This window comes from Listeria sp. ILCC797, assembly GCF_900186185.1.
GTDB lineage: Bacteria > Bacillota > Bacilli > Lactobacillales > Listeriaceae > Listeria > Listeria goaensis.
Window position 1 is genome coordinate 115609 of sequence record NZ_FYBS01000007.1, and the last position, 24957, is coordinate 140565.

Annotated in this window: 26 protein-coding genes, 1 tRNA gene and 1 other RNA gene; 20 read left to right on the forward strand and 8 right to left on the reverse strand. The window is 41.6% G+C overall.

The features are described 5' to 3' along the window. Nucleotides 1-36: 36 nt before the first annotated feature. The gene (locus BN1609_RS08915; protein ID WP_088810144.1) at nucleotides 37-582 is read right to left on the reverse strand and encodes a hypothetical protein; all 546 of its coding nucleotides are present in this window, start codon (nucleotides 580-582) and stop codon (nucleotides 37-39) included. Between the two features lie 480 nt (nucleotides 583-1062). On the opposite strand from BN1609_RS08915, the gene BN1609_RS08920 reads away from it, so the two are divergent. Both BN1609_RS08920 and BN1609_RS08925 read left to right on the forward strand, forming a co-directional pair. After that, nucleotides 1063-2445: an amino acid permease gene (locus BN1609_RS08920; RefSeq protein ID WP_088810145.1), complete on the forward strand. Its 1383-nt coding sequence runs from the start codon at nucleotides 1063-1065 to the stop codon at nucleotides 2443-2445. Nucleotides 2446-2557: 112 nt separating this feature from the next. Next, a tRNA-Lys gene (locus tag BN1609_RS08925) sits at nucleotides 2558-2630 on the forward strand. Between the two features lie 119 nt (nucleotides 2631-2749). Here the strand turns inward: BN1609_RS08925 and BN1609_RS08930 are convergent. The 5 genes from BN1609_RS08930 to BN1609_RS08950 form a co-directional block, all read right to left on the reverse strand. Then, a complete protein-coding gene (locus tag BN1609_RS08930) occupies nucleotides 2750-3430 on the reverse strand; it encodes a fructose-6-phosphate aldolase (RefSeq protein ID WP_088840770.1) in 681 nt (226 codons plus the stop codon). Between the two features lie 136 nt (nucleotides 3431-3566). After that, nucleotides 3567-4520: a sugar-binding transcriptional regulator gene (locus BN1609_RS08935; RefSeq protein ID WP_088810147.1), complete on the reverse strand. Its 954-nt coding sequence runs from the start codon at nucleotides 4518-4520 to the stop codon at nucleotides 3567-3569. Then, entirely contained in the window at nucleotides 4513-4791 is a 279-nt protein-coding gene (locus BN1609_RS08940; RefSeq protein WP_088810148.1) for a DUF3116 family protein, read from the reverse strand. The genes BN1609_RS08935 and BN1609_RS08940 overlap by 8 nt, the downstream gene beginning before the upstream one ends. A gap of 56 nt (nucleotides 4792-4847) precedes the next feature. Continuing rightward, the gene (locus BN1609_RS08945; protein WP_088810149.1) at nucleotides 4848-5300 is read right to left on the reverse strand and encodes an ImmA/IrrE family metallo-endopeptidase; all 453 of its coding nucleotides are present in this window, start codon (nucleotides 5298-5300) and stop codon (nucleotides 4848-4850) included. A gap of 4 nt (nucleotides 5301-5304) precedes the next feature. Beyond that, nucleotides 5305-5640, reverse strand: coding sequence for a helix-turn-helix transcriptional regulator (locus tag BN1609_RS08950; protein ID WP_088810150.1), 336 nt, complete (start codon nucleotides 5638-5640; stop codon nucleotides 5305-5307). 190 nt (nucleotides 5641-5830) lie between these two features. On the opposite strand from BN1609_RS08950, the gene BN1609_RS08955 reads away from it, so the two are divergent. The 13 genes from BN1609_RS08955 (at nucleotide 5831) to ffs (ending at nucleotide 20622) form a co-directional block, all read left to right on the forward strand. Continuing rightward, the gene (locus BN1609_RS08955) at nucleotides 5831-6127 is read left to right on the forward strand and encodes a hypothetical protein (RefSeq protein WP_088810151.1); all 297 of its coding nucleotides are present in this window, start codon (nucleotides 5831-5833) and stop codon (nucleotides 6125-6127) included. A gap of 154 nt (nucleotides 6128-6281) precedes the next feature. Further along, nucleotides 6282-6674: a holin family protein gene (locus BN1609_RS08960; protein WP_088840771.1), complete on the forward strand. Its 393-nt coding sequence runs from the start codon at nucleotides 6282-6284 to the stop codon at nucleotides 6672-6674. Nucleotides 6675-6730: 56 nt separating this feature from the next. Next, the gene (locus BN1609_RS08965; protein ID WP_088810153.1) at nucleotides 6731-7330 is read left to right on the forward strand and encodes a short chain dehydrogenase; all 600 of its coding nucleotides are present in this window, start codon (nucleotides 6731-6733) and stop codon (nucleotides 7328-7330) included. 112 nt (nucleotides 7331-7442) lie between these two features. Further along, nucleotides 7443-8915, forward strand: coding sequence for a helix-turn-helix domain-containing protein (locus tag BN1609_RS08970; RefSeq protein ID WP_088840772.1), 1473 nt, complete (start codon nucleotides 7443-7445; stop codon nucleotides 8913-8915). Nucleotides 8916-8919: 4 nt separating this feature from the next. Next, nucleotides 8920-9690 carry a molybdate ABC transporter substrate-binding protein gene (gene modA, locus BN1609_RS08975; RefSeq protein ID WP_088810155.1) on the forward strand — a complete coding sequence of 257 codons (771 nt, stop codon included), beginning with the start codon at nucleotides 8920-8922 and terminating at the stop codon, nucleotides 9688-9690. Nucleotides 9691-9765: 75 nt separating this feature from the next. Further along, complete coding sequence (locus BN1609_RS08980) at nucleotides 9766-11712, forward strand: LTA synthase family protein (RefSeq protein WP_088810156.1); 1947 nt, start codon at nucleotides 9766-9768, stop codon at nucleotides 11710-11712. A 65-nt stretch (nucleotides 11713-11777) separates the two neighbouring features. Beyond that, complete coding sequence (tadA, locus tag BN1609_RS08985) at nucleotides 11778-12251, forward strand: tRNA adenosine(34) deaminase TadA (RefSeq protein ID WP_088810157.1); 474 nt, start codon at nucleotides 11778-11780, stop codon at nucleotides 12249-12251. A gap of 374 nt (nucleotides 12252-12625) precedes the next feature. After that, complete coding sequence (locus tag BN1609_RS08990) at nucleotides 12626-14029, forward strand: cytochrome ubiquinol oxidase subunit I (RefSeq protein ID WP_088810158.1); 1404 nt, start codon at nucleotides 12626-12628, stop codon at nucleotides 14027-14029. After that, nucleotides 14016-15029 carry a cytochrome d ubiquinol oxidase subunit II gene (gene cydB, locus BN1609_RS08995; RefSeq protein WP_088810159.1) on the forward strand — a complete coding sequence of 338 codons (1014 nt, stop codon included), beginning with the start codon at nucleotides 14016-14018 and terminating at the stop codon, nucleotides 15027-15029. The genes BN1609_RS08990 and cydB overlap by 14 nt, the downstream gene beginning before the upstream one ends. Then, nucleotides 15029-16750: a thiol reductant ABC exporter subunit CydD gene (gene cydD / locus BN1609_RS09000; RefSeq protein WP_088840773.1), complete on the forward strand. Its 1722-nt coding sequence runs from the start codon at nucleotides 15029-15031 to the stop codon at nucleotides 16748-16750. The genes cydB and cydD overlap by 1 nt, the downstream gene beginning before the upstream one ends. Next, nucleotides 16750-18489, forward strand: coding sequence for a thiol reductant ABC exporter subunit CydC (gene cydC, locus BN1609_RS09005; protein WP_088840774.1), 1740 nt, complete (start codon nucleotides 16750-16752; stop codon nucleotides 18487-18489). Before cydD ends, cydC begins: the two co-directional genes overlap by 1 nt. A gap of 12 nt (nucleotides 18490-18501) precedes the next feature. Further along, nucleotides 18502-20013, forward strand: a complete 1512-nt coding sequence (locus BN1609_RS09010; protein ID WP_088840775.1) for a gluconokinase — start codon at nucleotides 18502-18504, stop codon at nucleotides 20011-20013. A gap of 343 nt (nucleotides 20014-20356) precedes the next feature. Continuing rightward, an RNA gene (ffs, locus tag BN1609_RS09015) (signal recognition particle sRNA large type) lies at nucleotides 20357-20622 on the forward strand. Nucleotides 20623-20675: 53 nt separating this feature from the next. On the opposite strand, the gene BN1609_RS09020 is transcribed toward ffs, so the two are convergent. Continuing rightward, nucleotides 20676-21047, reverse strand: coding sequence for a DUF4180 domain-containing protein (locus BN1609_RS09020; protein ID WP_088825777.1), 372 nt, complete (start codon nucleotides 21045-21047; stop codon nucleotides 20676-20678). Between the two features lie 147 nt (nucleotides 21048-21194). On the opposite strand from BN1609_RS09020, the gene BN1609_RS09025 reads away from it, so the two are divergent. Continuing rightward, nucleotides 21195-21854: a hypothetical protein gene (locus BN1609_RS09025; RefSeq protein WP_088810163.1), complete on the forward strand. Its 660-nt coding sequence runs from the start codon at nucleotides 21195-21197 to the stop codon at nucleotides 21852-21854. Between the two features lie 46 nt (nucleotides 21855-21900). Here BN1609_RS09025 and BN1609_RS13990 read toward each other — a convergent pair whose 3' ends face one another. Further along, nucleotides 21901-22056 (reverse strand): hypothetical protein, encoded by a 156-nt coding sequence (locus BN1609_RS13990; RefSeq protein ID WP_162859624.1) that lies wholly within the window; start codon nucleotides 22054-22056, stop codon nucleotides 21901-21903. A gap of 392 nt (nucleotides 22057-22448) precedes the next feature. On the opposite strand from BN1609_RS13990, the gene BN1609_RS09035 reads away from it, so the two are divergent. The 4 genes from BN1609_RS09035 (at nucleotide 22449) to BN1609_RS09050 (ending at nucleotide 24838) form a co-directional block, all read left to right on the forward strand. After that, entirely contained in the window at nucleotides 22449-23813 is a 1365-nt protein-coding gene (locus BN1609_RS09035) for a PTS sugar transporter subunit IIC (protein ID WP_088825750.1), read from the forward strand. Nucleotides 23814-23954: 141 nt separating this feature from the next. Further along, nucleotides 23955-24176 (forward strand): hypothetical protein, encoded by a 222-nt coding sequence (locus BN1609_RS09040; protein ID WP_007472962.1) that lies wholly within the window; start codon nucleotides 23955-23957, stop codon nucleotides 24174-24176. A 3-nt stretch (nucleotides 24177-24179) separates the two neighbouring features. Next, a complete protein-coding gene (locus BN1609_RS09045) occupies nucleotides 24180-24380 on the forward strand; it encodes a DUF3188 domain-containing protein (RefSeq protein ID WP_088810166.1) in 201 nt (66 codons plus the stop codon). Next, a complete protein-coding gene (locus BN1609_RS09050) occupies nucleotides 24377-24838 on the forward strand; it encodes a DUF3284 domain-containing protein (protein ID WP_088810167.1) in 462 nt (153 codons plus the stop codon). The genes BN1609_RS09045 and BN1609_RS09050 overlap by 4 nt, the downstream gene beginning before the upstream one ends. Nucleotides 24839-24957: the final 119 nt, after the last annotated feature.

A 24957-nucleotide genomic window follows, 5' to 3' on the forward strand; every position in this document is an offset into this window, starting at 1 on the left:
CCATTTTTAGAAGTGGTATAGGGGATTTATGCTTTTTTAGTCTTCAAAAATATCGATAATATCATCAACAACACCAGTTTCGTCTTTATAAATTTTAAGCATGAAGTACATTAAAACGAGGAGGACGAATAGATGGGAATGGGTGTCGACATTGTCATCAAATGAAAAGGATATCGTGAAAAAAGAATCGCCAGTTAAAATAGTGGCAAGCAGTTTATCATTCGCATGTAAGTCAACATCTTCGTTTAAGTTTTCCTCAATTAAAATTTTTTGATCTAGAAATTCTGCTATGACAGAAAAATAGAGCATGCTGTTGCCAACTTTATCTTTTAATTCGAAGCGTTTCCCCTCGTAATAAAATTCATATTCAGCAAGTATAAATCGTTTTATGCCAGTGTTTTTACGGTGGATTTGGCCAATCATTGTGCCGTCTGGCGCAGTATAAATATAGGAGTTGTCTTTTTCACGGTCAGAATGTACTTCTTTTTTAATAAGCGCCACAATTTTCCCGTTTTCATCTTTAAGCTCCATATTTGAAGCGTTCTCAAAAATAACTTTATCTAAAAGCGTAAACGTCGCCAACTAAAGCACCTCCTTTTGGAAAAGTATACCATAAAAAAATTTTATATGGATTAAAATGGGGTAGCCGGACTTCGTTTTAATTGGCGTGTCGGCATTTTTGTTGTACAAACCGAAAATTGGGAGCGTTTTCACAAACTTTTAAAAAATAAGTCAATAGGCCTAAATTTCGAACCAATTTGGGAGTTAAGGTAAAAAATAACAAGAAATCCTTATTTATCAACAAATTTAGGTAAATATATAGATGGTTTTAAGTGTCCTTATTGTCAATTTGTAAAAGAATATGGTAAAATCTAAATAGTGATAGCGCTTACATTGTGAAAAAGGAAAAATTTACTGTTTTTATGATATTTTGCGAGTAATCTGATTTTATTGTATGATTAAAGGATAACTTAATAATCAATTTAAGTTCATACACAGACGGCTCTGCAAAATTGGTAAAGAACTTAGCGAGTCCCAAGACTGAAGAGGGGGAAGTACATAATGGAAGAGAAACAAGAATTATCAAGAGGTCTAAAAAACCGTCATGTCCAACTAATTGCCATTGGGGGAGCAATTGGAACTGGGCTATTCCTTGGTTCAGGGAAATCCATTCACTTAGCTGGCCCATCGATTTTGTTCGCGTATATGATTACAGGGGCAATCTGTTTTCTTATTATGCGGGCACTTGGCGAATTACTACTTTCAAATTTAAAGTATCATTCATTTGTTGATTTCGTACAGGATTATTTTGGAAATGCGGCGGCGTTTGTAACGGGTTGGACGTACTGGTTTTGCTGGATTTCAATTGCGATGGCTGACTTAACGGCAGTCGGTCTGTACACACAATTTTGGTTTCCAAATGTTGCCCAGTGGGTGCCGGGCTTAATCGCGCTCGTCATTTTGCTTATTATGAACTTGGCGACGGTTAAACTTTTCGGGGAAATGGAATTTTGGTTTGCCCTTATTAAAATCATTGCGATCTTGGCGCTCATCATTATTGGCACATTCATGATTATTAAAGGTTTTTCAACGGACGCTGGAGCTTCAAGCTTCTCAAATTTATGGAGTCACGGTGGCTTTTTCCCTAACGGCGCAAATGGCTTCATACTTTCCTTCCAAATGGTGGTCTTTGCCTTTGTGGGTATTGAGCTTGTCGGCCTGACTGCTGGGGAAACTGAGGATCCTGAGCGTGTTATCCCGAAAGCGATTAACAACATTCCGATTCGGATTATTATCTTTTACATTGGTGCTCTCCTTGTGATTATGAGCATTTATCCGTGGAATTCGATTAATCCTGCTGAAAGCCCGTTCGTTCAGGTTTTCGCTGCTGTAGGAATAACGGCTGCTGCAGGAATTGTTAACTTTGTTGTCTTAACTTCGGCGGCTTCGGCTTGTAATAGTGCGGTTTTCAGCACAAGCCGAATGATTTATTCGTTAGCAAAAGAAAAAAATGCGCCTAAATCCATGACGAAACTGACTTCACACAAAGTGCCGTCCAACGCGCTGTTTTTCTCGACAATTATCATTTTAATCGCCGTTATTTTAAATTACATTATGCCAGAAGGTGTATTCACACTCATCACAAGTGTATCAACGGTTTGCTTCATTTTCATTTGGGGCATCACTGTTCTCGCACACTTAAAATACCGGAAAACACGCCCAGAACTAGCGGCAAAAAACAAATTCAAAATGCCGCTTTACCCATTTGCGAATTACGTGATTTTAGTGTTCTTAGCGTTCGTGCTCGTTGTCTTGGCGCTTGCTGAAGACACTCGCGTGGCGCTGTTCATTACACCACTTTGGTTTGTCGGCGTCATCATCGTCTACTACATTCGCAAATCAAGAATTCAAAACAAAGATATGCAAGAAGAGATTAAAGAATAATTTTTGAAAAAAAGCTAGGTCAAATGAGGCGAAACCTTCAAGACCTAGCTTTCTAATTTAAATTTCTTGCAAAAACTGAAAAAAGTGATAGAATTAGAACGTTGAGTCAATCGGGTTATTAGCTCAGTTGGTAGAGCAGCTGACTCTTAATCAGCGGGTCGGGGGTTCGAACCCCTCATAACCCATTGGGTGCCAAACCCACAAGACCGGAGTACTGTCGGCGTTTTCGAACGTTTGGAAGACAGGACTCGCGGTCTTATTTTTTTGCAAAAATCTCAGAAGGCGGTTATTCTTCTCTACTACCTTAAAATTTCGCGACAACATGTCCAGCGCCAAAAACAGCTTCCCAGTCGCTCGTGAAATCGTGCACGGCTTTTTCAATCGAAGGCATTTCAAACGCTTGTTTAAAAATATCCGCGCCTAGTGTTACTGCATGGGCACCACATTCTAGGGCTGAATTCACTTGGCCGACATTTTTAAAACTAGCGCCTAAAATCTTAGTGTTACTTCCCGACCGCTCAATTGCTGTGCTCATTTCCAAAATGGCGTCGCGCGGATTGATGTTCAGGTTTTCCATGCGGTTGAAATACGGCGCAATATAATTGGCTTCTGCCGAAATCGCTAAATAGGCTTGGATTTTCGAATAAATGGCCGTGGCCGTTACATTTATTTTTTGGGCGCGCAATTCTTTGATGACGCGCAAACCAATTTCGGTGACGGGGACTTTAATGAAAACTTGGTCGTCGATATGGCGCAAAATGGCTTCTGCGTCGCGCATCATTCCGGCGTAGTCGGTGGCGACAACTTGGACGTGTAGGGAGGCAGTTGGGTCAAGGGAGCTTCGGATTTCCTTCATGTGCGTGAAAAACTCAAGCTTGCCCTCTTTTTTTATAATAGAAGGGTTGGAAGTGACGCCAGCGAGGGGTAAATTTCCTGCATAGCGCTTAATAATTTCTAAATTAGCAGTATCGAGCATAAATTCCATTAAAATCACTCCTTTTGCCCTCATTTTAGCAAAAATAAGCTAGAAAAAAATAAGTTCTTTGCTGTTTTGGGGTAAAAAGCGGACGAAACCAAGCGAGTTGTAACGCCAAAAAAGCTAGTTTGCACATTTGTGCAAACTAGCTTTTTGCATGTTTCAAAATTAGCTTAGCCGTTTCATCATCGGTTACAAGAGCATTGATGTAGCCTTTTTTTAGCATCGCGTAAATAGCCCGACTTTTGCGTTTTGACCGAGCAACTCCGAGAACAGTTGGGACGGCGCTTAAATTTTCGAGGCCGATGCTGATGGTGCGTTCATATAGTGGACCGTGTAAAACTTTGCCGTCCTTATCGAAAAAATTGCAACATGAGTCCCCGCACGCTTCGCGAAGGCGTAACTCTGCGTAATCTTCTGGTGATAAAAGGTCACGCCATTTGCTCGTTTTCTCAGATAAAAGTCCGCCGATTCCGACGAGGGCGACATCTAGTTTTGCCCATTTGGATTTTAATTCCTGAAAATATTGTGAGTGAACAATGCCGTTTTTTAGTTCCGCTGTTTCTTGCACAACTGTTGCATTGACGAATAAACTTGTGCCACCCAATTTTCTTGCGAGTTCGTAGACGAGCGTGTTGACGTGGAAGCGGGAATGGATATGACTTGGGCCGCCGACAATTGGGACAAAAGTGGCCATTGTTTTGCGGCGGTTATCAATTTGCGCGATAGCATTGCCAAGCGTTTCACCCCAGGCGACGCCGACTGTTTCGTGTGGCTTGATCATGTTTTTTATAGAGAGGGATGCAATTTGTGCGAGGTTTTCATCTTTTTCTTTACTTGAAAAATGGGGTTCGGTTCGGGCGATGCGAACGTGTTTCAAGTTGAAAGTTTCTTGGAGCGCCGTTTCAAGTTCGTAAATCTGCTCATCAAAATCATGAATTTTAATTTCCACAATTCCGGAGGCTTTTGCTTGTTTAAGCATACGACTGACGCTCGTCCGGTAAATATCGAGTTCACGTCCAATCGTTTCTTGACTTTTTTCTTCAATATAGTACTTGTAAGCAATCTGTCGAAGTAAGTCTAGTTTTTCTTTACTCATCTTTTAAGCCCTCCATTTGGCCGAAACTTTGTAAGAGTGAGGTTCCTTTTTCAGTGAGTTTGTACCGTTTTTCGTTTAAACGGCTTTTTGTTTGGCGCAAAATGTAGTCGTTTGCTTCAAGCCAGAAGACGGTATAGAAAAAGGTGGTTAATGTTAATTTGTATTGCGGATTTCGCATGAAAAACTCATCTTGAAGTATGAAAATATTAAAGCTTGGATCAGCTATAAAAATTAAGGTGAACTTTATTTCATCGTGGCTGGGCCTTTTCATAAAAATATCCTTTCGATGGTGCTGCATGTTACTACAAGAAGTTGATTAAGCGGGCGTTAGTATTTGCGGTAAACATCAATCGTATTACCGAAATTAATAAAGTAATTTTTGTAGTTATACATTGGACCGTATTTTTCTCGGTAAAAAGCAACCGTCTGAATTAAGAATTCTTCCGTCACGCCTAGGTGTTCGGCTACTTCGAAATATTCTCTAAAACCATTGTAAAAGCAACGAATAATATCTTCAAGTGGAACGAGTTCCTCATATCCGCGTCTTCTAGCGAAAATTTCTTGTTTGCGATTTGCCATTTCTTTTTGATTGATAATATTGCCATATGTGTATTTCCAGTGCATAAGTTCTTCAATTAGAAGACAGCGCTTTTCGGTATCTGTTTTTTGACTGTCGATTAAAATGGTCCCGTTAATATATAAGCCTGGCAATTTGCTAGGCATTTTTTCTTCTTTTATGGTTACTTTGTTTTGATAATCATTCACCAATTCTTCAAACATATTTTCACTTCCCGCGATGAAGTTGTTTTTTCATTTCAATGTAAGCAAGAATATCTCGCAATTCCTCGTCAGTGACGTCATCATCTAAATGAGCTGCAATCGTCATTAAGCGCTCATCTTTTGCCTCTTGACTTCTTGGAGGGAAGAAAGCATCTATTGTTTGATTGAAAATCTTGGCAAGTTCGAATAAGACGTCTTGATTGGCCTTTCTTTCACCGTTTTCATAACGGCTAATGGTTTGTCTTGTTGTATTTAAGCGTTTGGCAAGCCCTTCTTGGCTTAGCCCTTTTTCTTCGCGAAATTGTTTGATTTTATTTCCAACATATTTATTTAATTCCATGGCTCCTTTGCTCCTTGCTTTATGATTGTTTACAGTGTACCACTTTTGTAACCTTTTTGGAAACTTTATATGTTAAAATGCATCAATTTGTTTACATGTAACCAAAATGGTGCTATAATAAATTTATCAGGCAAGAACACACTTTTTTTAAACTAAAAAGCACCGAAATGGTGACAAAGAGGTGATTTGAATGGAACGCGCGGAATTAAAAAAGCGACAACGAGCGATTATTTATCGTTTGGAGGAACATTTAAATGAGCGTGATAGACAGAAGCTCTTGTGCGAGTTGGAATATTTGGAAGCGCTTGGTGATAGCAAGAAAGGTTTTTTGACAGCAGATCAAAAAATGTTGCTTTTTTCATCTGAAGAGTACTTGGTGCGAAAGCACGTTCAAACGGATAAGCAGATTTATGAGGAAATAGGGGTTTCCAGACGAACGTTTTATTTATGGAAGAAATCGGCAGGGCTCATTGCAAGAAGCGTTTAAGCAAAGTCCAATTTCGCTGATGACTTAAAAAGCTGCGTTAAGTATTCTACTATAGTAGATTTAAATAGATTAAAAATGTCATTTGACCTTCAGAAAAAGTATTGCTTGAGCTGAAAAACAAATGGCATTTTTGCGTACAGAAAGAAGGATGTTTATGGATTATTTAGTTCAAAATATTCCTCAAGTTGTGGCGTTCTTCTTCGGAGGTGGGAGTGTTTTGATTCAAGTTTTACTTATCTTCACCGTGGCCGATTATGTGGCAGGCCTACTTACAGCCGGTTTTCGAGGGAAGTTGCGAAGTAGAGTGGGCTTTCAAGGTATCGCGCGCAAATTAGCGATTTTCATTTTAGTGGCGATTGCACATCAGGCGGACCTTGTTACTGGGAATAAAAACTTAGTTCGTGATGCGGTTATTTTTTTCTACCTCGCTAATGAATTAATCTCGATTTTGGAAAATTTCGTTCAAATGGGCGTGAAAGTTCCGCGTGTGCTTAAAAGTTTGGTGGATATTTTCCAATCGAATGCGGGTGAGAAAAACAAAAAATAAACCTTTAAGCATGAGAGGTGTTATACTGGTCGTATCATTTGAAATGAGGTGTTTTTATGAAAGTGCTACTAATTGGTGCCTATGGAACGCTCGGAAAAGCGGTTTTTAATCGGCTTTCAAAGAAAAATGACGTTATTACGGCTGGGCGACATAGCGGGGAAATTCATGTTGATATTACGGACCCGGACAGCATTCGCGAGATGTACAATCAAATTGGGAAAGTCGATGCGGTTGTAAGTGCAACGGGAAGCGCTGTTTTTTCGCCGCTAACGGAACTAACGCCTGAAAAAAATGAACAAACATTGCGGAGTAAGCTTGGGGGACAAATCAACCTCGTTTTACTAGGGCTTGATTATATTAATGATGGTGGAAGTTTCACACTGACAACGGGAATTATGATGGAGGATCCAATTAGGCAAGGTGCTTCGGCTGCGATGGCGAACGGGGCGGTTACCGCCTTTGCAAAGTCAGCTGCGATTGAAATGCCGCGGGGAATTCGGATTAATACAGTGAGCCCAAATGTGCTTCTCGAGTCGTTTGAAAATTTGGAGCCGTTTTTTGAAGGCTTCGTTCCAGTTCCTGCTGACCGGGTGGCGCGTGCTTTTGAAAAGAGTGTTCACGGTGCTCAAACAGGCCAATCTTATAAAGTTTATTGAAAAGACAAGTTGTTCGCATCTTGTCTTTTTGTTTTAGTGGAAAATAATGTTTTGGGTTAGTCTAAGATGATATAATAATGGTGAACGAAAATACGATAATGGGGGCAGTGTCATGCGAACTTTACTCGAAAAAAGTACCAGAAGGAGAATGGAGCTTCTAGAAATTCTTATTGCTGACAATCGGTGGTACAAATTAGAGGATTTAGCTGAACAATTGGATTGTTCGAAACGCACGTTAAACAATGACATTGCCGCGATTCAAAACGACTTAATGGACGAATGGACGCTTTTCACATCTCGGAAATTAGGTATTCAAATTCAAACACCTGAAAATGCGCATGTCGATAAATTATATCAATATTTTATGCAACGGAGTCTTTCTATAAAACTTTTGCTTGGCTGTTTTTATACTCAAAATTGGACGGTTGAAGAATGGGCAGACGAATTGTTTACGAGTCCTTCTTCGCTGTACCGGTTGATTCATCGGATTCGAAAGAAAATGGAAATTTACGGCGTGGAACTTAATATCAATCCGGTGTACATCACGGGGAATGAGGCGCAAGTTCGCTACTTTTTTTCGCAGCTCTATTACACAACTTTCGGTTTGGAGCGTTGGCCATTTAAAGCGGATGACAGGGAGGCGCTTGATTGCTACATCAGCACACATGAAGCTTGTGTGGGTTACCGTTTTGTTTATCCGCAGCGGCAGGAACGATTTTTTTGGCTGCAAGTGTGCATCGAACGGATAAGGCAAGGGTATTTCATTGATATGGCAGAAATTGCGATTCCGTTTTATGAGCATGAGGCTGACCTGAAAAATAGCTTTAAACAGCTTGAGAAGGATACGGGAATCGTGCTAACAGAGGGCGAGCGCTACGGCATTAAGTTGCTTCAGTTGCAGGGGCTGGGCTATGAGCGGAAGGCGAATATTGAGGCGTCGCTTAGTTTCTTTGCGCAACATGCGCCGGAGAAATTAGTCCAGAGCGAGGCGATTTTGGAAAATATTGTGGTTTATTACGGGCATCCTTACCCGAGCAATAAAAATGAGATTTTGCTACAGCTTTTGAGTTATTTGCTTTATTTGGAGCAATTTGTAGAGTTTGATAGCTTTATTGTATCAAAACGGGGGTATGTGACGGGCGTTTTAGAAGAGGAGTTTCCAAGTTTTTGCGAGGCTGTTCGAAAGGCGGTCAAAGATGTTGCTGATTCTCGTGTGAAAGCCGAAACGGTTATTTTCTTCCTAGGAACGCTTTGGGAAGGCTTGGTTTTTGCGCAGCGTAAAGAAATCGAGCCGGTGCGCATTTTGGTTTCTTCGCAGTTAAGTGTGAGCAACACGCGCTTTTTGAAAAGCATTATCGCTTCGAGGTTTCAAGATCAGGTGGAGCTTTTTGAAATGACGGAACCGGATATCGTGGCCGAACATTTGCGAGCGAACCAGATTGATTTTGTTCTTGCCGATTTTGCAGCGGCGCAGTATGACGGAATTCCGACGGTAGAAGTTAACTATTTCCCTAGCGAGCGCGACTGGCGCAACATTCGAAAAAAGATTAGACATATTCAAAAAGAGCGAAATAAAAAGGAGTAGTTTGATGAAAAAAGTAAGCATTTTGTTTTTCGCGGTCTTATTCGTGCTTGCAGGCTGCAGCAACCAAGCTGGAACGGCTAGCGAAAAGCCAATTGAACTGCACATTTCCGTTGCGGCCAGCTTAAAAGATGTGATGGAAGATGTGAAAACGGATTATGAGAAGGCGCATAAAAATGTAAAGCTAACGTTTGATTTTGCTGGATCTGGCCAAATCAAAGAGCGCGTAAAAAACGGGGCACCAATTGATGGCGTGTTACTTGCGAGCGAAAAAGATATGGATGATTTAAAGGCGCAAACAACCGATAAACAACAGTTTGCCAAAAATACACTCGTTTTAATTGTGCCGAGCAAAAATGCGGTGGAAACGAATACGAAAGATATCGCGAAATTGTTGCCAACTTTTGATAAAATCGCAATCGGTAATCCGGAATCTGTTCCTGCTGGGAAATATGCAGAGGAAACGATGGAAAATCTAGGCGTTTACGATGCACTGAAAGAGGAACTTGTCCTCGCATCTGACGTTCGCCAAACGCTTGCTTACGTCGCATCTGGCAACGCGCAAGCGGGTTTCGTTTATAAAACGGATGCTTTAATCAGTAAAGATGTAAAAGTTTTGCAGGCTGTGCCGGACGATTTGCATTCACAAATTGGCTATTATTCGGGCGTGTTGAAAGATGCTGACGAGCCAGATCAGGTGGCGAAGTTTTTAGATTATATGGCGTCTGATGCAGGGCAAAAAGTATTAGCGAAGTACGGGTTTTTAAATATTGATTGACCAGTTTCTATTTTACATGCCTCATAAAACATGATAGCATGAACATAACTCGAATTTTTTTATGAGGAGATGACGATGAAGAATTTACTTTCAAATCGATTACTGTTACTAACTGTTTTTCTGTTTTGGCTAAAGACGGAAATTGTTTATTTTATGGAATTTAATTTAGGCGTTGAAGGCGCATTTCAAATTTTCTTATTACTGATTAATCCAATTGCGATGGCACTCATTATATTTAGTTTAGTCTTTTTGATTCCAAATCGAAAGCTTCGGACAACGATTGCCATTATTGTTTATTTTGCACTTTCCATGCTACTTTATGCGAACGTGCTTTATTACCGCGAGTTTAGCGACTTCTTGTCGGTTAATTTGATGACGAATGTTGGAAATGTTTCGGAAGGCCTTAACGGGAGCGCATTCGCCCTACTAAAATGGCATGATATTCTTTATTGGCTCGATTTTGCATTCATTACGTTTGCGCTAATAAAATACGGGAAGCCATATGCGGAAAAGCGTCGTGCTTTTAAGTTTCAACTTATTCCTGTTGTTTTAGGCCTAGGAATGCTTCTTTTAAATATTACGCTGGCGGAGATTGACCGCCCGCAACTGCTTACGCGGACATTTGATCAGCGTTATCTAGTCAAATATTTGGGCGTCAACACGTTTACGGCTTATGACGGCGTGAAGCACATGAAAACGCAGCAGAAGCGCGTTCAAGCGGAAAGCTCGGACACGGCTGAGGCGGAGAACTTTGTGAATACGAACCGCACGAGTACAGACAATGAGTACTTTGGGGTTGCGAAAAAACGGAATGTGGTCTACTTGCATTTAGAAAGCATTCAACAATTTTTGATCAATTACAAATTGGACGGCGAAGAGGTAACACCGTTCTTAAATCAACTTTATAATAGTGAAAACTCGTTTAGTTTTAGCAACTTCTACCATCAAACGGGGCAAGGAAAATCTAGTGATGCGGAAAACCTTATTGAGAATTCGCTATTTGGACTTCCGCAAGGGTCAGCATTTTCGACTTACGGCGGCACGAATGAATTTCAGGCGGGGCCGGCAATTTTGAAGAATGAACAAGGTTACACGTCGGCAGCGTTTCACGGGAACATTGGCTCGTTTTGGAACCGCAATAATGCCTACAAGCGTTTTGGCTATGATTATTTCTTTGATTCTAGCTACTATGATTTGACCAAGGCGAACTCAACGGACTACGGTCTAAAAGACAAGCCGTTTTATGAGCAGTCCATGGAAATGCTGAAGCAATTGCCACAGCCATTCCAAACAAAATTCATTACGGTTTCCAACCATTTCCCGTATCCTGTTTTTGAAGAAGACGTGGAATTCGCGAATCCTGGAACCAAAGATGAAACAATTAATAATTATTTTTCAACAGCGCATTATGCAGACGAGGCGATTAAGGAATTTTTCGACGCTTTGAAGAAAGAAGGCTTGTATGAAAATACGATTTTCGTTCTTTACGGCGACCACTACGGTATTTCGAAATCACGCCTAGATACGCTTGCACCGCTTCTTGGAAAAGAAGAACTAACCGAGTTTGATAAAGCGCAGTTGCAACGCGTGCCGTTTATCATCCACGCGCCTGGCATCAAGGGGAAAGAAATTACAACGCAAGCGGGGCAAATTGATGTGCAACCAACTGTTCAGCATTTACTTGGCATCGACGGCTCGAAATACTTGCAACTTGGAAATAGCCTGCTTTCCGATAAGCCAACTGATACAGTTGTATTCCGGAATGGCGATGTGATTACTTCCGAGTTCGCTCAAATCGGTTCCACCGTTTACCTGACGCAGACAGGCGAACCAGTTGAAGAGCTAACAAATGAAGAAAATAGTCGTGTGACGGAAAGAAAACATTACGCCGAAACAGCGCTGCGGATTTCCGACGACATCATGCAACGTGACTTGTTGCGCTTCTATGAACCAAGCGAAGATTTCAAAATCCCGAATCCTGCGAAAGTAGATTATAAGGTTTCGACGTCAGATATAAAATAGAACGCGAAAATGACTCTGGCCATCGCCGGGGTCATTTTCACTAAAACTAGAAAGAAGGTGCGGTTTTGGATAAAAACGGGTTTATGCACGAAGCGATCAATGAAGCGAAAAAGGCAGGTGCAATTGGCGAAGTCCCAATTGGAGCAGTAGTCGTGCTAGACGGAAAAATCATCGGTCGTGGGCATAATTTGCGAGAATCCAGTCAAAACGCTGTGACGCACGCCGAAATGATGGCCATTCAAGACGCTTGCCATAATCAAAAATCTTGGCGACTCGCCGGTGCCGAATTATTTGTAACGCTTGAACCGTGCCCAATGTGTAGTGGTGCCATTTTGCTTTCCCGAATTGCGAAAGTATATTACGGCGCCAAAGATCCGAAAGCGGGAACGGCTGGAACTTTAATGAATCTCTTGCAAGATGAGCGCTTTAATCATGTCTGTGAAGTAGAAAGCGGCCTTTTGGAAGAAGAAACAGGCGCCCTTTTAACGGACTTTTTTCGGGAATTAAGAAAGCGCAAGAAAACCGAGAAACCGAGTTAGTCTAGTAGTTCTTTTCTACCAATTTAGACTAAAATGTCTGTTTGAAACTTTTTGTGAATAAAATAACAAAAACAAAGGTACAGTGAGTTCAATACTTTACAAGCTGATTTCTTATTAAAATGAAAAATAAAAAAAAGACTACTAAAGAACTAAATGAATTTAAGCCGAAATAGGATAAAATATACTGTATATAGAACTTATTCTAATTTAGAAAACTCTGCTTTAGCCGAAAAAGAGAAATGACGAATTTTTTTATTTTACATATCTTTGTGAATGAAATAACAACTAATGGGGCTTGTTTAGATTGTTTTTCACAAACTCGGTTAAGGGAGAACGTAAAAAGAATTAAAACGCAGAAAAAGGAGGGAAAAAGGGTGGATACATTGTTTTTAGCCCGTTTTCAGTTCGCATCAACAACAATCTTTCACTTTTTATTTGTGCCGCTATCCATTGGCTTAGTCTTTATGGTTGCGCTCATGCAAACGCTATACGTAGTGAAAGGGAAAGAAGTTTATAAAAGAATGACAAAGTTTTGGGGACATTTATTCCTCATTAACTTTGCAGTCGGTGTCGTAACTGGTATTATTCAGGAATTCCAATTCGGAATGAACTGGTCCGACTACTCCCGTTTTGTAGGGGACGTTTTCGGAGCACCACTAGCTATTGAAGCCTTACTTGCATTCTTCATGGAGTCAACATTTATCGGTTTATGGATTTTTGGTTGGGATCGCCTCAGCAAAAAATTACATTTAGCGTGTATTTGGCTCGTATCAATTGGAACGATTCTTTCAAGTTTTTGGATTCTAGCAGCCAACTCATTTATGCAACACCCAGTCGGCTTTGAATTTAAAAATGGTCGTGCCGAAATGAACGATTTCTGGGCGCTTATTACAAACGGCCAGCTACTAGTTGAGTTTCCGCACGTTATTTTCGGTGCTTTCGCAACAGGTGCGTTTTTCGTTGCAGGTGTCAGTGCATACAAAATGCTTAAAAAGCAAGATGTGGCTTTCTTCAAGCGCTCTTTCCAAATTGCACTCGTAATCGCAGTTATTGGCGGTTTTGGAACAGCTTTCAGCGGACACTCACAAGCCCAATATTTGGTTAAAACGCAGCCGATGAAAATGGCGGCAACTGAAGGTATATGGGAGGATACTGCCGACCCAGCACCTTGGACGATGATTGCCGGCATCGATGTTGATAACAAAAAAAATACGTGGTCAATTGAAATCCCGTATGCGCTAAGCTTCTTGTCTTATTCGACCTTTAGTGGTTCCGTAGAAGGCATGAACTCGCTTCAAAAACAATACGAGGAACAATATGGCCCGGGAGATTATATTCCGCCAGTACGAACTTCATTCTGGAGTTTCCGTATCATGGTATTAGCCGGCATGGTAATGATTTTAACAGCACTAATTGGTGCGGTGCTTGCTTGGCGTAAAAATCTTGAGAACACAAAATGGTATTTACGTTTAATGGTACCAATGATTTTATTCCCATTCATCGCCAACTCAATGGGTTGGATTATGACAGAAATTGGACGGCAACCGTGGGTAGTATTTGGTTACCAACAAACGGCAGATGCCGTGTCGCCGAACGTATCGGCAGGCTCGCTACTGTTCTCGATAATCGCGTTTTCAACGATTTACGCGTTACTGTTAATCGTGCTCGTCTATTTATTTATTCGCGAAATCAAAAAAGGACCTTATGGTGAAAATAAAGTAGAGACTACTTCTGTTGATCCATTTGATAAAGGGGGCGACAAAATTGTCACTGAATGAGTTATGGTTTTTACTTGTCGCAGTATTATTTGTCGGTTTCTTCTTCCTAGAAGGATTTGACTTTGGTGTAGGGATGTCTACACGTTTCATGGCGCGCAATGATTTGGAGCGCCGCGTGTTAGTGAACACAATTGGTCCGTTTTGGGATGCCAATGAAGTGTGGCTACTTACAGCTGGCGGTGCCATTTTTGCCGCATTTCCAAACTGGTATGCAACGATGTTCAGCGGTTACTACATTCCGCTCGTTGTGTTCTTGCTTGCTTTAATCGGTCGCGGTGTTTCATTTGAATTCCGTGGTCAAAAAGATTCTGCCGCTTGGCGTCAGTTTTGGGATTGGGTTATCTTTTTCGGTAGTATTTTACCGCCGTTCTTGCTAGGTGTCCTATTTTCAAGTCTTGTACAAGGTATGCCAATTAATAGCGAAATGGATATGTATGCAGGATTCTTTGATTACATTACGGTCTTCTCCGTTTGGGGAGGCTTAACCGTTACAATGCTTTGCCTACTTCATGGCTTAATGTTTATCACGCTTCGTACGGAAGATGATATTCAAGACCGCGCACGTCGCATGGCTAAACGCGTTTGGTTCATCACCGTGCCTGTTTTAGTAGTGTTTGTAGTTCTAGCATTCTTTTACACAGATATTTTCCAAGCCCGTCCAATTCTCGTGCCAACTTTAATTGGTATCGTAGTAGTGATGTACTTACTATGCGCATTCTTCCTATGGAAAAATCGCGATGGATTTGCATTTACATTTGGCGGCTTAGGTTTAGCATTAACAGTTGCAACCATTTTCGTAGGGCTATTCCCTCGTGTTATGATTAGCTCAATTGACTCTGCATTTGACTTAACCATTCATAACGCAGCTTCGGGACATTACTCCTTAACAGTTATGACCATTGTATCGGTAACACTATTACCGTTTGTACTCGGCTATCAAATTTGGAGTTACTACGTTTTCCGTAAACGCGTTTCGAGTAAGGAGAAAATGACGTATTAATGGGAAGAGACATTTTTAAATATAAAGGTATAAAAAAAATACTTGCGATTCTTGCCGCGTTGACTATAGTTCAAGGCGCGGCAATTATCGTCATGGCAAGCATGCTGTCAGGCGCGATTACAAAGCTCTTTAATGGTGCATCCTTGTCTACTGTGGCGTTACAAATGGCTTTCTTCGCGGGAGCACTTTTTGTACGCCATTTTTTAAATGTATGGAAAAAAGCGATTGTTTATAAGTTCGCCTCTGATACAGGGAAAAAGATGCGCGAAGAATTGCTTGAAAATTTATTCGTCCTCGGTCCGCGTTTTACGCGCGAAGAAGGAACAGGAAAAGTCGTTACGATGGTCATGGAAGGCGTACAGGACTTCAGGCGTTTTATTGAGCTGTTCTTGCCGAAGTTTATCAACATGGCGATTATTCCTGTGATGATTTGGATTTATGTGCTGACACAAGACGGCAAGTCCGCTTTAATTTTGGCCATTACATTCCCTGTTTTAATTTTATTCCTAATAATCTTAGGTCTTGCAGCAAAGAAACAAGCCGACTCGCAATTTGAGTCGTACCGGATTTTATCCAACCACTTTGTTGACTCGCTAAAAGGGCTTGAAACCTTGAAGTATTTAGGCTTAAGCCATAGTCACGAAAGAAGCATTGCGGACACAAGCTCAAGCTACCGAAAAGCAACGATGAGGACACTACGCGTAGCCTTCTTATCTTCGTTTGCACTCGATTTCTTCACAATGCTCTCTATCGCTGTCGTGGCGCTATTCTTAGGGCTCGGCTTAATTGACGGCTTAATCTTACTAGGCCCAGCACTCACAATTTTAGTTTTAGCACCCGAATACTTCCTACCCGTCCGTGAGCTAGGGTCCGATTATCATGCAACGCTCGACGGACAAGAGGCGGGGCGCGTTATTCAAGCCATTATTGATGAAGGAAAAGCACAGCAAGAAAAAAATGCAGGAACGGCTGCGCCTGCGTACACAAATGATTCTGTGCTGAATTTAGCAGGCGTCACGGTTAATTATGCGGACGGGCATCAGGAATCGCTAGCCCAAGCTGATTTTGGCGTTTCTGGTTTGCAAAAAATTGGCATTATCGGAGCAACTGGCGCTGGGAAATCTACAATGATCGACGTTTTAAGCGGCTTTCTAGCACCAACAACTGGCGAAATCCAAATTGATGGCACCGCGGTTAAGCTACACAATTATGCGTGGCAGAAACAAGTGACGTATATTCCGCAGCACCCGTATTTGTTCCACGACACAATTGCTGGCAACATCAAATTTTATCATCCAGAATCAGCAGATGATGCGGTGAAATCAGCGGCAAAAGCGGCTGGACTAAACGCGTTCATTGAAGATTTAGATGAGGGATATGAAACGGTTGTTGGGGAAGCTGGGCGAACGCTAAGTGGCGGTCAGGAACAGCGAATTGCGCTAGCGCGCGCGTTTTTATCTGACCGGCAAATCGTGCTCATGGATGAGCCCACTGCGCATCTGGATATCGAAACGGAGTATGAGTTGAAACAGCCGATGCTTGATTTGTTCGAAAATCGGCTCGTCTTTTTTGCAACGCATCGCCTGCACTGGATGCTCGAAATGGATCAAATTATCGTTTTAGACAAAGGGGCGATTGTTGAAACGGGGACGCACGCTGAACTTGTTTCAAAAAAAGGGTTCTACTATGACCTAATTAAAGCCCAATTGGAGGAGATTTAATGCTAAAAAACAGTTGGATTGGCCCTTATATTAAGCAGAATTTTGGCTTCTTTTTAGTCGTTATTTTCCTCGGCGTGCTAACATTTTCGGCGGGGGCAGCGCTCATGTTCACGTCTGGGCACCTTATCTCGAAATCGTCGCTCATGCCGGAATCGATTATGGCCGTGTACGTTGCAAGCGTTGGCGTGCGGGCTTTCGGAATTTTACGCTCAGTTTCCAAATATGTCGAACGGCTAAACAGCCATTCGTTAGTGCTTCGGATTTTGGAAAAAATGCGCGTCAGATTGTATCGACTTTTAGAACCTCAGGCGCTACTTCTTAAATCCCGCTACCGGACGGGTGATATATTAGGCATGCTCGCAGATGATATTGAACACATTCAAAATTTCTATTTGACGACGATGCTTCCGGCTGTCATTAGTTTGTTTTTATATGCTGGCGTTGTCATTGCGCTCGGCTACTTTTCGATTCCGTTTGCGATTTTAATTTTAGTTTTAATTGGTTTGCTTGTGTTCGTACTACCTGGCGTTTCCATTTTGTATGCGCGCGGGAAAAATGCCTATTTAAAGCAAGGGCGAAATCGGCTATACAGCCAGTTTACAGATGCGGTTTTTGGTCTTAGCGACTGGATGTTTAGCGGACGCGAGAAGCGTTTAATTGAGGGGTATGAAAAGGACGAAGCGGCACTTTTGAAAGTGGAGACGAAGCAATTTCATTTCGTCAATTGGCGCGACTTTTTTAGCCAGCTAATTGTTGGTGTGATGGTCATTTTGATGGTCTACTGGAGCACAAATGAAGTGAGCGATGGAGCCATTTCAGGCACGCTAATTGCCGCGTTTACGCTCGCTATCATGTCGCTTGGTGAGGCTTTTGTGCCCGTATCGAGCGCCGTAAGCGACAAGTCGCTGTATCAAGATTCGCTTCTGCGGCTGGATAAAATCGAAGACACGACGCTACCTGACTTCGACGCGGAAATCGAGCAAAAAGCGCAAATCGAAACGGTGGACGTAACGCTACGGGCAGAAAATCTTTCGTTTCAATACAATGAAAAAAGCCCTTTTGTGCTGAAAAACTTTAATTTTGAACTGCGACAAGGCGAAAAAGTGGCGATTATCGGCCGAAGTGGCACAGGAAAATCAACTTTCCTAAAACTAATTCAAGGCGCGCTCGTGCCAAATGCTGGTGCAGTCACAATGAATGGCGCAAGCCCAGCCGACCTCGGACCACAAATCCCAGAAGTTGTGGCGATGCTCAATCAAAAAGCGCACCTTTTTAGCACAACGGTTTTCAACAACATTCGTCTTGGCAATCAAAATGCAACAGATGAAGAGGTTTATGAGGCGGCTAAAAAAGTGCAAATGCACGATTTTATTATGAGTATGCCAAACGGCTACAAGACGCAGATGTCCGAAATGGGCGCCCGCTTTTCAGGCGGTGAACGCCAGCGAATTGCGCTTGCTCGAATTTTGCTCCAAAATACGCCCATCGTCATTCTTGACGAGCCAACAGTTGGCCTCGACCCAATAACGGAACGCGATTTGTTGCAAACGATTTTTGAAACGCTAGAAGGAAAATCCGTACTTTGGGTAACGCACCATTTGGTTGGCGCCGAGAAAATGAATTCGGTGCTTTTCCTAGAAGACGGCGATATTTTAATGCAAGGCACACATGCCGAACTGATGGCTTCTGCGCCGCGCTACAAACGTTTGTACGAGCTGGACCGACCAATTCAGTTGTAAAAGAGGGATAAAATGAGCGAGTTTTTTATGGGCGTTGATATTGGCACGACAAGTACAAAGGCGGTTCTTTTTGATGAAAACGGGAGCCAAGTGACGCGCTATGCAGTGCATTACAATTTGGCGACCGACGTTTCGGGCAAGGCCGAGCAAAACCCCGATGAAATCTTTGAGGCCGTCAAAAAGGCCATTTGGATGGTCATGTCGGCGAGTCGGATTGGGCAAAATGAACTTGCTGCCATCTCATTCAGTGCGGCGATGCACAGTTTGATTTTGGTCGACAAAACCGGTTCGCCGCTCACAAATTGCATCACTTGGGCGGACAGCCGTAGCAGTGCGGCGCTTGAAACGGCCAAACGCCATTACTATCTCGAAGGCATTTACGAAAAAACTGGCACGCCGATTCACCCAATGAGTCCGTTCGCAAAATTGATATGGCTTTCCGAAACGGCACCCGAAAAAATGGCGGCCATGCACATGACGTGCGGAATTAAGAGCTATGTTTTATACAAAATGTTCGGCAAATGGCTAATTGATGCGTCGCTCGCGTCCGCTTCCGGGCTCTACAACACGAAAGCCGGCTGCTATGAAAAATCGGCGCTTGAAATCGCGCAGCTCTCGCAAAACAAACTCCCGACCGTTGTCTCCGAACTGCACCAACTGAGCGGCCTCAGCACCGAACTCGCAAGCGAAATGGGCATTGCCCCGGGCACCGTTTTTGTCGTCGGCGCAAGCGACGGAGCCCTTGCAAATTTAGGCCTCCAAGCGACAGCTCCGAATGATGTTACCGTAACAGTAGGTACAAGCGGCGCCGTCCGCAAAACGACCACGACCTTCCAAACAGACGGCAGAAGCCGCACGTTTTGTTACCGCCTAACAGACGGCCTTTTCATTCAAGGTGGCGCCGTGAATAACGGCGGCAAGGCCATCGAATGGGCGATGGAGCAGTTTGCGCCCCAAGATGTGCGTGAAAATCGTGATTACGTGAAGCTTATGCAAAACGCAGCCGAAGTGCCACTAGGGTCTAATGGACTTTTGTTTCTGCCGTATTTGCTCGGGGAACGCGCACCTTACTGGACAAGTGATATTCGCGCGGCCTTTTTGGGCATCACCATCAACCACACGCCGCCTGAATTCCTCCGCGCAGCCATCGAAGGCATTGCGCTAAATTTGGCGAGCGTTTATTCCTCTATGGGGGAAAAAGGGGATGTGGTGTATGTTTCAGGCGGTATCGCCGCGCACACGTTTTGGTGCAGCTTGCTCGCGGACATTTTAAATCGCGAAGTACGCGTAACCCACACAATCGAGGGTTCAAGCCTCGGCGCCGCGCTACTCGCAATGAAATCCCTTGGCAGGCGGGCTAGTTTTACGTTACCCAAAAAGCCAGCTATAAAAGCCGTTTACAGGCCGAATGTGGAGCGCGCAAAAGCATATGCAGAACTCCATAAAATCTTCGAACTAGCGACCGTACAACTAACCGGAATCAACAAACAACTAATTGATTGGCAAAAAAATGTTACAAAATAAAATTTCAGGGGAATAGTTCAGTAATAAAGAAAAAAGGGGTTTTTACGATGAACAAAAAAATTGTATGGATCGCCCTCGTTCTAGTCGGCATTTGTCTACTCGGAACGCTTATCGCGACACTCGTAAGCATCTATTTAGTATGATTTTTAAGATAATCTGGCTTGCAAAAGCAAGCCAGATTATCTTTTGGTTTTCCTTGGCGATTTTAGCGTGCCTAAATTTATCAGTCGCAAGGTTGATTTTTACTAGAACGCGCGATTTTACTTGCACTTTTTAACTAAAAAAGATAAACTAATGTTTGAGCCTTTTAAATCAGGGTTCATTCATTTTGGTAGCAAATTTGCCGTGCTAGACGGGGAGATAGCGGCGCCCTGTAACCCGCAATCCGCTCTAGCGGGGTTGAATTCCCAAATTGAGGCCTATACCTGTCTGGTCTGCCGCCAGCAAGTGGTGTTGACGATTGGGTCTTGCGCAATGGAAGCCTGTGAACCATGTCAGGTCCGGAAGGAAGCAGCATTAAGCAGTGCCTTTTATGTGCCGCAAGGTTGCCTGGTCTGAGCTAACGACTGACGTAACGCAGGTGGTTGTATGTCGAACTTGGGTGCACGGCGTTAAATTTTAAATACGAACTCTCTTTTGTATAAAAGAGGGTTTTTTCATGTTCAAATTGCATCTCCGCACAGCTTCTCCAAAGCTTCCGCCTCATTTTGAGCAAAGAAAATTGCATCCCCCGCATTGCTTTCGCGCATAAAATCTTGCAGTGCCTTGCTACGATAAACCGAGAAATCGCCCACAATTGCAAGCTTCGTCTGATAAGTGACAAACTTTTGAAGTACCTCACCAGCAAGTCCGCTTCGCAAATCAAAGAAACGCTCATCAAATGCCTCTTTATTTAAAGCAATTCGTGTGCAGTCATTTTCGTATTGCACAGTCATAATTACATCGAGAGCGGTCTCGACGCTCGATATGATAACCTTGTCATGATGTATAATTGCACAGCGTAGCCCATTTTCTATTACAAATTTCGTATTCATTGGAATTCCTCGCTTATTTTTTATATTCATTGTAACACGACGTCATTAAAGTTTCGCAACTCCTTTTTTTAAATAAAAAAGTGAAAAAGCAATGTAAAACTGTTACAATATTAGTATGACGTAACTAGATAAAGAAGGATGAAAAGTATGCAACACATCAAAAAACGAAAGAACATTATCATTTTAAGTATTTTAGCTGTTATTGTGGCCGTTTTAGCCATTCTAAGTATTATTTTTGGTGTCTTTCAAAGGCAAGAAGTGCTTGATAAATATGATGTAGCCTATGAAATAAACGGAAAGTTATATGAGGTTTTCCCGATTTCTTCAACGGACATTGGCGTGGATAAAAAGAAAGAGGATAAGCATTTATATTTTCGCGTAAATAGCTACTACAATCTTGAATACTTATTCCGCATCGCGTATAAACAGTACGAGCTAAACGAACCTTCACTTGATAAAAACTACGCGGGAAAGCTCGATTACAGTATTGCGGATAACGCGTATGTCACGCAAGAAGATGTATACCGGACGAAAGACGATATGTACGCCGTTTATTCTTTTCATGATAAAAACGGGAAAGAAATCTACAAGTATGACCCGGAAGAAACATCGTCCGATAAATTTGTTACCCGAATCAAACCAACCATTTTGCAAGGCTATGAAAAAAGCGACATTTCGAGCTATGACGACTTTTTAGATATCACCGCGCTATTTAAAGAGAAACTGAACAAAAACGTAAAAGTCCGTGTTGATGATGCGAAAAACATGGTAATATTTTCAATTGAAGATGAAAAAAATGTAGACTAATTAAAAAACCTCAAAAGTTAGATTTTATTCTAACTTTTGAGGTTTTTTAATTAGACTTGTCTTTTTCAGTCTCTTTTTTATCTTCGTCACGCTTCAACTTCGGTAATTCCTTTAAATCATCTGGAAAAATAATCGAATAATCACCGCGCTTGATGACTTTACTGTTACGGCTTTCTTCGGGCATATCAGATTTAAGAGCCACGTTCATCACCTCGTTTTTATAGATTTAGTATAGCACGAAATAAGGAATTCATAAATAAAAAGGAGGTCTTTTTGTGAAAAATCACGCAATTGCGTGTAAGCGGTTTCTTGGTTTACACGCTTCTTAAAAATGTGTGTAAATAAAAGAAAGTGTCTATTTTGAGGTTTTTTAGTTCGTTTTGCATACAAAAAAGTTGGCACATAAATTGCTATATAAATTAGTGTATCCATGAAAGCCTTATCATGAAACAGAGAGGAGGACTCCCGAATTTCGCAAGGCTTGAGTTGGAGGTCGTCTAATAATCAAAATAGATTCAGAGGGAGTTAGGTTAAAAGGTTAGCACATTATTTTGTTAATAGGCGAATCATTTTTGTACTAAAGGGAGGATTAAGATGAACGGATTAACAGCATTTTTAGAGAAATATTTTGTTCCAGTTGCAGCCAAAATTGGTTCGCAAAAGCACTTAGTTGCGTTACGTGATGCGTTTATTTCGACAATGCCAATTACGATGGCGGGGTCGATTGCAGTACTTTTAAATGTGTTTTTTAGGGATTTTCCAACTGAATGGGGATGGACAGGCTTTGTTGAAGCCATGCAACCACTAATAGGGGTTAATGGTTATGTTTATAATGGTACACTAGCAATTGTGTCGATTATTTTTGCATTCTCGTTAGGTTATAATATCTCAAAAGTTTATGAGGTAGATCGCCTAGCTGGTGGATTAGTTTCCTTAGCAGCATTTGTTATGAACTTAACAGTAACAATTAGCTTAGATGCTGTTAAAGCTGCAATTACTGCCGCTAATGCTGATTTTGATATTAATAGCTTACCAAAAGAGTTTACAGGTATTTATGGATTCTTTAATATGGGGCAAGTAAATGGAACGGGTCTATTTACTGCCATGATTTTTGGTTTTATTTCAACGATTATCTACGCTAAATTAATGCGTCGTAAAATTACGATTAAAATGCCAGATTCAGTTCCGCCAGCTGTAAGTAAAGCGTTTGCTGCGATTATTCCAGCACTTGTTGCACTTTATGTTGTGGCAATTATTGATTGGGCATTCTTCAAAATTACAAATATGGATGTTATTTCTTGGATTTCTCAAACAATTCAAGAACCACTACTTAATCTTTCACAAGGCTATGGTGCAGTTTTACTCGTAACATTCTTAGTTCAATTATTATGGTTCTTCGGTATTCATGGACCAAACGTACTTGCGCCAGTTCTAGAGTCACTGTGGGGAACAGCTCAACTTCAAAATATTACAGCAGCTCAAGAAAAAGTGGCGCTACCGTTTGATTGGGTTCGTGGTTCCTTTGATGCTTACGTATGGATGGGTGGTTCTGGTGGTACAATCGTACTTATCATCGCTCTTCTTATGTTCTCGAAACGTGCGGATTCTCGTACAGTAGCAAAACTATCACTCGGCCCTGGTATTTTTAATATTAATGAACCAATTATGTTTGGTTTGCCGATAGTTTTAAATACAATCTACTTAATTCCATTTGTTATTGCTCCAATGATTATGGTGACAATTGCTTATTTTGCAACAACATTAGGAATTGTTGGTCCTGTAAAAGCGGCAGTTCCGTGGGTAATGCCGCCGCTATTTAACTCATTTATTGCGACAGGTGGAGATTGGGTTGCTCCAATCATTTCATTAATTAACATGATTGTTGCGTTCCTCATCTGGGTGCCGTTTGTTCTTACCGCAAACCGCGTGGGAGTTCCAGAAGAAGAGATGAAAGCATAAATTATTTCTGGCTGGGAGGTCTGAATTGCCCAGCCAGATTATTATGCGTTGTAAAACGCGCCGAAAAACAAATTTAGTTAAGGTTTCTTATTGCAACGTGAAACGCTTAACGTTAAAATATTACTTGAGGAGGTTTTCAAAATGATTATTGTAAATTGTCCAATGAAACGCGATTACGTGACGGAGTTGCTTGAAAATTATAATGAAGATGGTGTGACTTTTAAAAAGGTGAGCGAAGTGGGTATGAAACTTAGCTTTGAAACAAATTTAGAAGATGAAGAAAAAGCAGCACGTATTGCAAAAGATACTATAAAGGCAACGGAAATTGGCGCTGTGCTTTATTTCCAAGTGACTGTGGGTTAAGATATGAAAATTGCTAATGGTTTATTTATCATGAGTATTGGGCTTTTGATCATTATGTTAAGCCCTTCTTATGGGAAAAACGGGGCAGCGAATGTGCCGTTTATGGTTACTGGCTTGGTCATTGTTTTAATTGGGGTCGTTCTTGTCTTCATAAAAGTGAAAAAAGGGAAAAAGAATGATGGACAAGGAGGAGATAAGAAATGAATATCTCGCAAAAATTATATATTTCGCAAAAAGAATGTTTTGATGCCATTATAAAATCTGTTATTTATGATATAAAACAATCAACTGGAAAAAGTAAGCAAATGCGCCAGTTGGAAGGGTTCTCTTACCAACGAGATATGTCAAATGGTGCTCGTGCCACGATTGCAATTACGGAAGTGAAGCCGTATGAGCAATACGTATTTGAAACAAAGAGCCGTGTGAATACGCATATTACAACGTATGCCATTAAAGCGACAAGCGAAGGCACATGTGAAGCTTCATATCATGAGAAAATTGAGGCGGAAGGTACTGTGCAAAAGCTAAATAATATGATCGTTGGTTTCTTGTTTGGGATTTTTAGAAGGAAACGTGCGAAAAACTTATTAAAAGCAATTGAACTTTCGGTTATTAACGAAAGTAAAGCAAAGAAACAAAATGCCGCACCGAATGCTGAATAAAAAACTTGGAAGGTGTCCAGCCGTTTGGACGCCTTTTTAGGTGAAAGGGAGAAGTTTACTCTTAACAAAATAGTCCGAAGTAAGCTATAATAAAACTACTAAGGTTTAGAGGAGAGTGA

Bases quoted from the DNA above. Each gene is read 5' to 3' on its own strand.
- BN1609_RS09025 (WP_088810163.1), top strand. From the start codon at position 21,195: ATGCAACACATCAAAAAACGAAAGAACATTATCATTTTAAGTATTTTA.
- BN1609_RS08970 (WP_088840772.1), top strand. From the start codon at position 7,443: ATGCGAACTTTACTCGAAAAAAGTACCAGAAGGAGAATGGAGCTTCTA.
- BN1609_RS08935 (WP_088810147.1), bottom strand. From the start codon at position 4,520: ATGAGTAAAGAAAAACTAGACTTACTTCGACAGATTGCTTACAAGTAC.
- BN1609_RS08920 (WP_088810145.1), top strand. From the start codon at position 1,063: ATGGAAGAGAAACAAGAATTATCAAGAGGTCTAAAAAACCGTCATGTC.
- BN1609_RS08965 (WP_088810153.1), top strand. From the start codon at position 6,731: ATGAAAGTGCTACTAATTGGTGCCTATGGAACGCTCGGAAAAGCGGTT.
- cydD (WP_088840773.1), top strand. From the start codon at position 15,029: ATGGGAAGAGACATTTTTAAATATAAAGGTATAAAAAAAATACTTGCG.
- BN1609_RS08980 (WP_088810156.1), top strand. From the start codon at position 9,766: ATGAAGAATTTACTTTCAAATCGATTACTGTTACTAACTGTTTTTCTG.
- BN1609_RS08960 (WP_088840771.1), top strand. From the start codon at position 6,282: ATGGATTATTTAGTTCAAAATATTCCTCAAGTTGTGGCGTTCTTCTTC.
- BN1609_RS09050 (WP_088810167.1), top strand. From the start codon at position 24,377: ATGAATATCTCGCAAAAATTATATATTTCGCAAAAAGAATGTTTTGAT.
- BN1609_RS09035 (WP_088825750.1), top strand. From the start codon at position 22,449: ATGAACGGATTAACAGCATTTTTAGAGAAATATTTTGTTCCAGTTGCA.
- BN1609_RS08950 (WP_088810150.1), bottom strand. From the start codon at position 5,640: ATGGAATTAAATAAATATGTTGGAAATAAAATCAAACAATTTCGCGAA.
- BN1609_RS09045 (WP_088810166.1), top strand. From the start codon at position 24,180: ATGAAAATTGCTAATGGTTTATTTATCATGAGTATTGGGCTTTTGATC.
- BN1609_RS09040 (WP_007472962.1), top strand. From the start codon at position 23,955: ATGATTATTGTAAATTGTCCAATGAAACGCGATTACGTGACGGAGTTG.
- BN1609_RS08955 (WP_088810151.1), top strand. From the start codon at position 5,831: ATGGAACGCGCGGAATTAAAAAAGCGACAACGAGCGATTATTTATCGT.
- BN1609_RS09010 (WP_088840775.1), top strand. From the start codon at position 18,502: ATGAGCGAGTTTTTTATGGGCGTTGATATTGGCACGACAAGTACAAAG.
- BN1609_RS09020 (WP_088825777.1), bottom strand. From the start codon at position 21,047: ATGAATACGAAATTTGTAATAGAAAATGGGCTACGCTGTGCAATTATA.
- cydC (WP_088840774.1), top strand. From the start codon at position 16,750: ATGCTAAAAAACAGTTGGATTGGCCCTTATATTAAGCAGAATTTTGGC.
- BN1609_RS08945 (WP_088810149.1), bottom strand. From the start codon at position 5,300: ATGTTTGAAGAATTGGTGAATGATTATCAAAACAAAGTAACCATAAAA.
- BN1609_RS08940 (WP_088810148.1), bottom strand. From the start codon at position 4,791: ATGAAAAGGCCCAGCCACGATGAAATAAAGTTCACCTTAATTTTTATA.
- BN1609_RS08930 (WP_088840770.1), bottom strand. From the start codon at position 3,430: ATGGAATTTATGCTCGATACTGCTAATTTAGAAATTATTAAGCGCTAT.
- modA (WP_088810155.1), top strand. From the start codon at position 8,920: ATGAAAAAAGTAAGCATTTTGTTTTTCGCGGTCTTATTCGTGCTTGCA.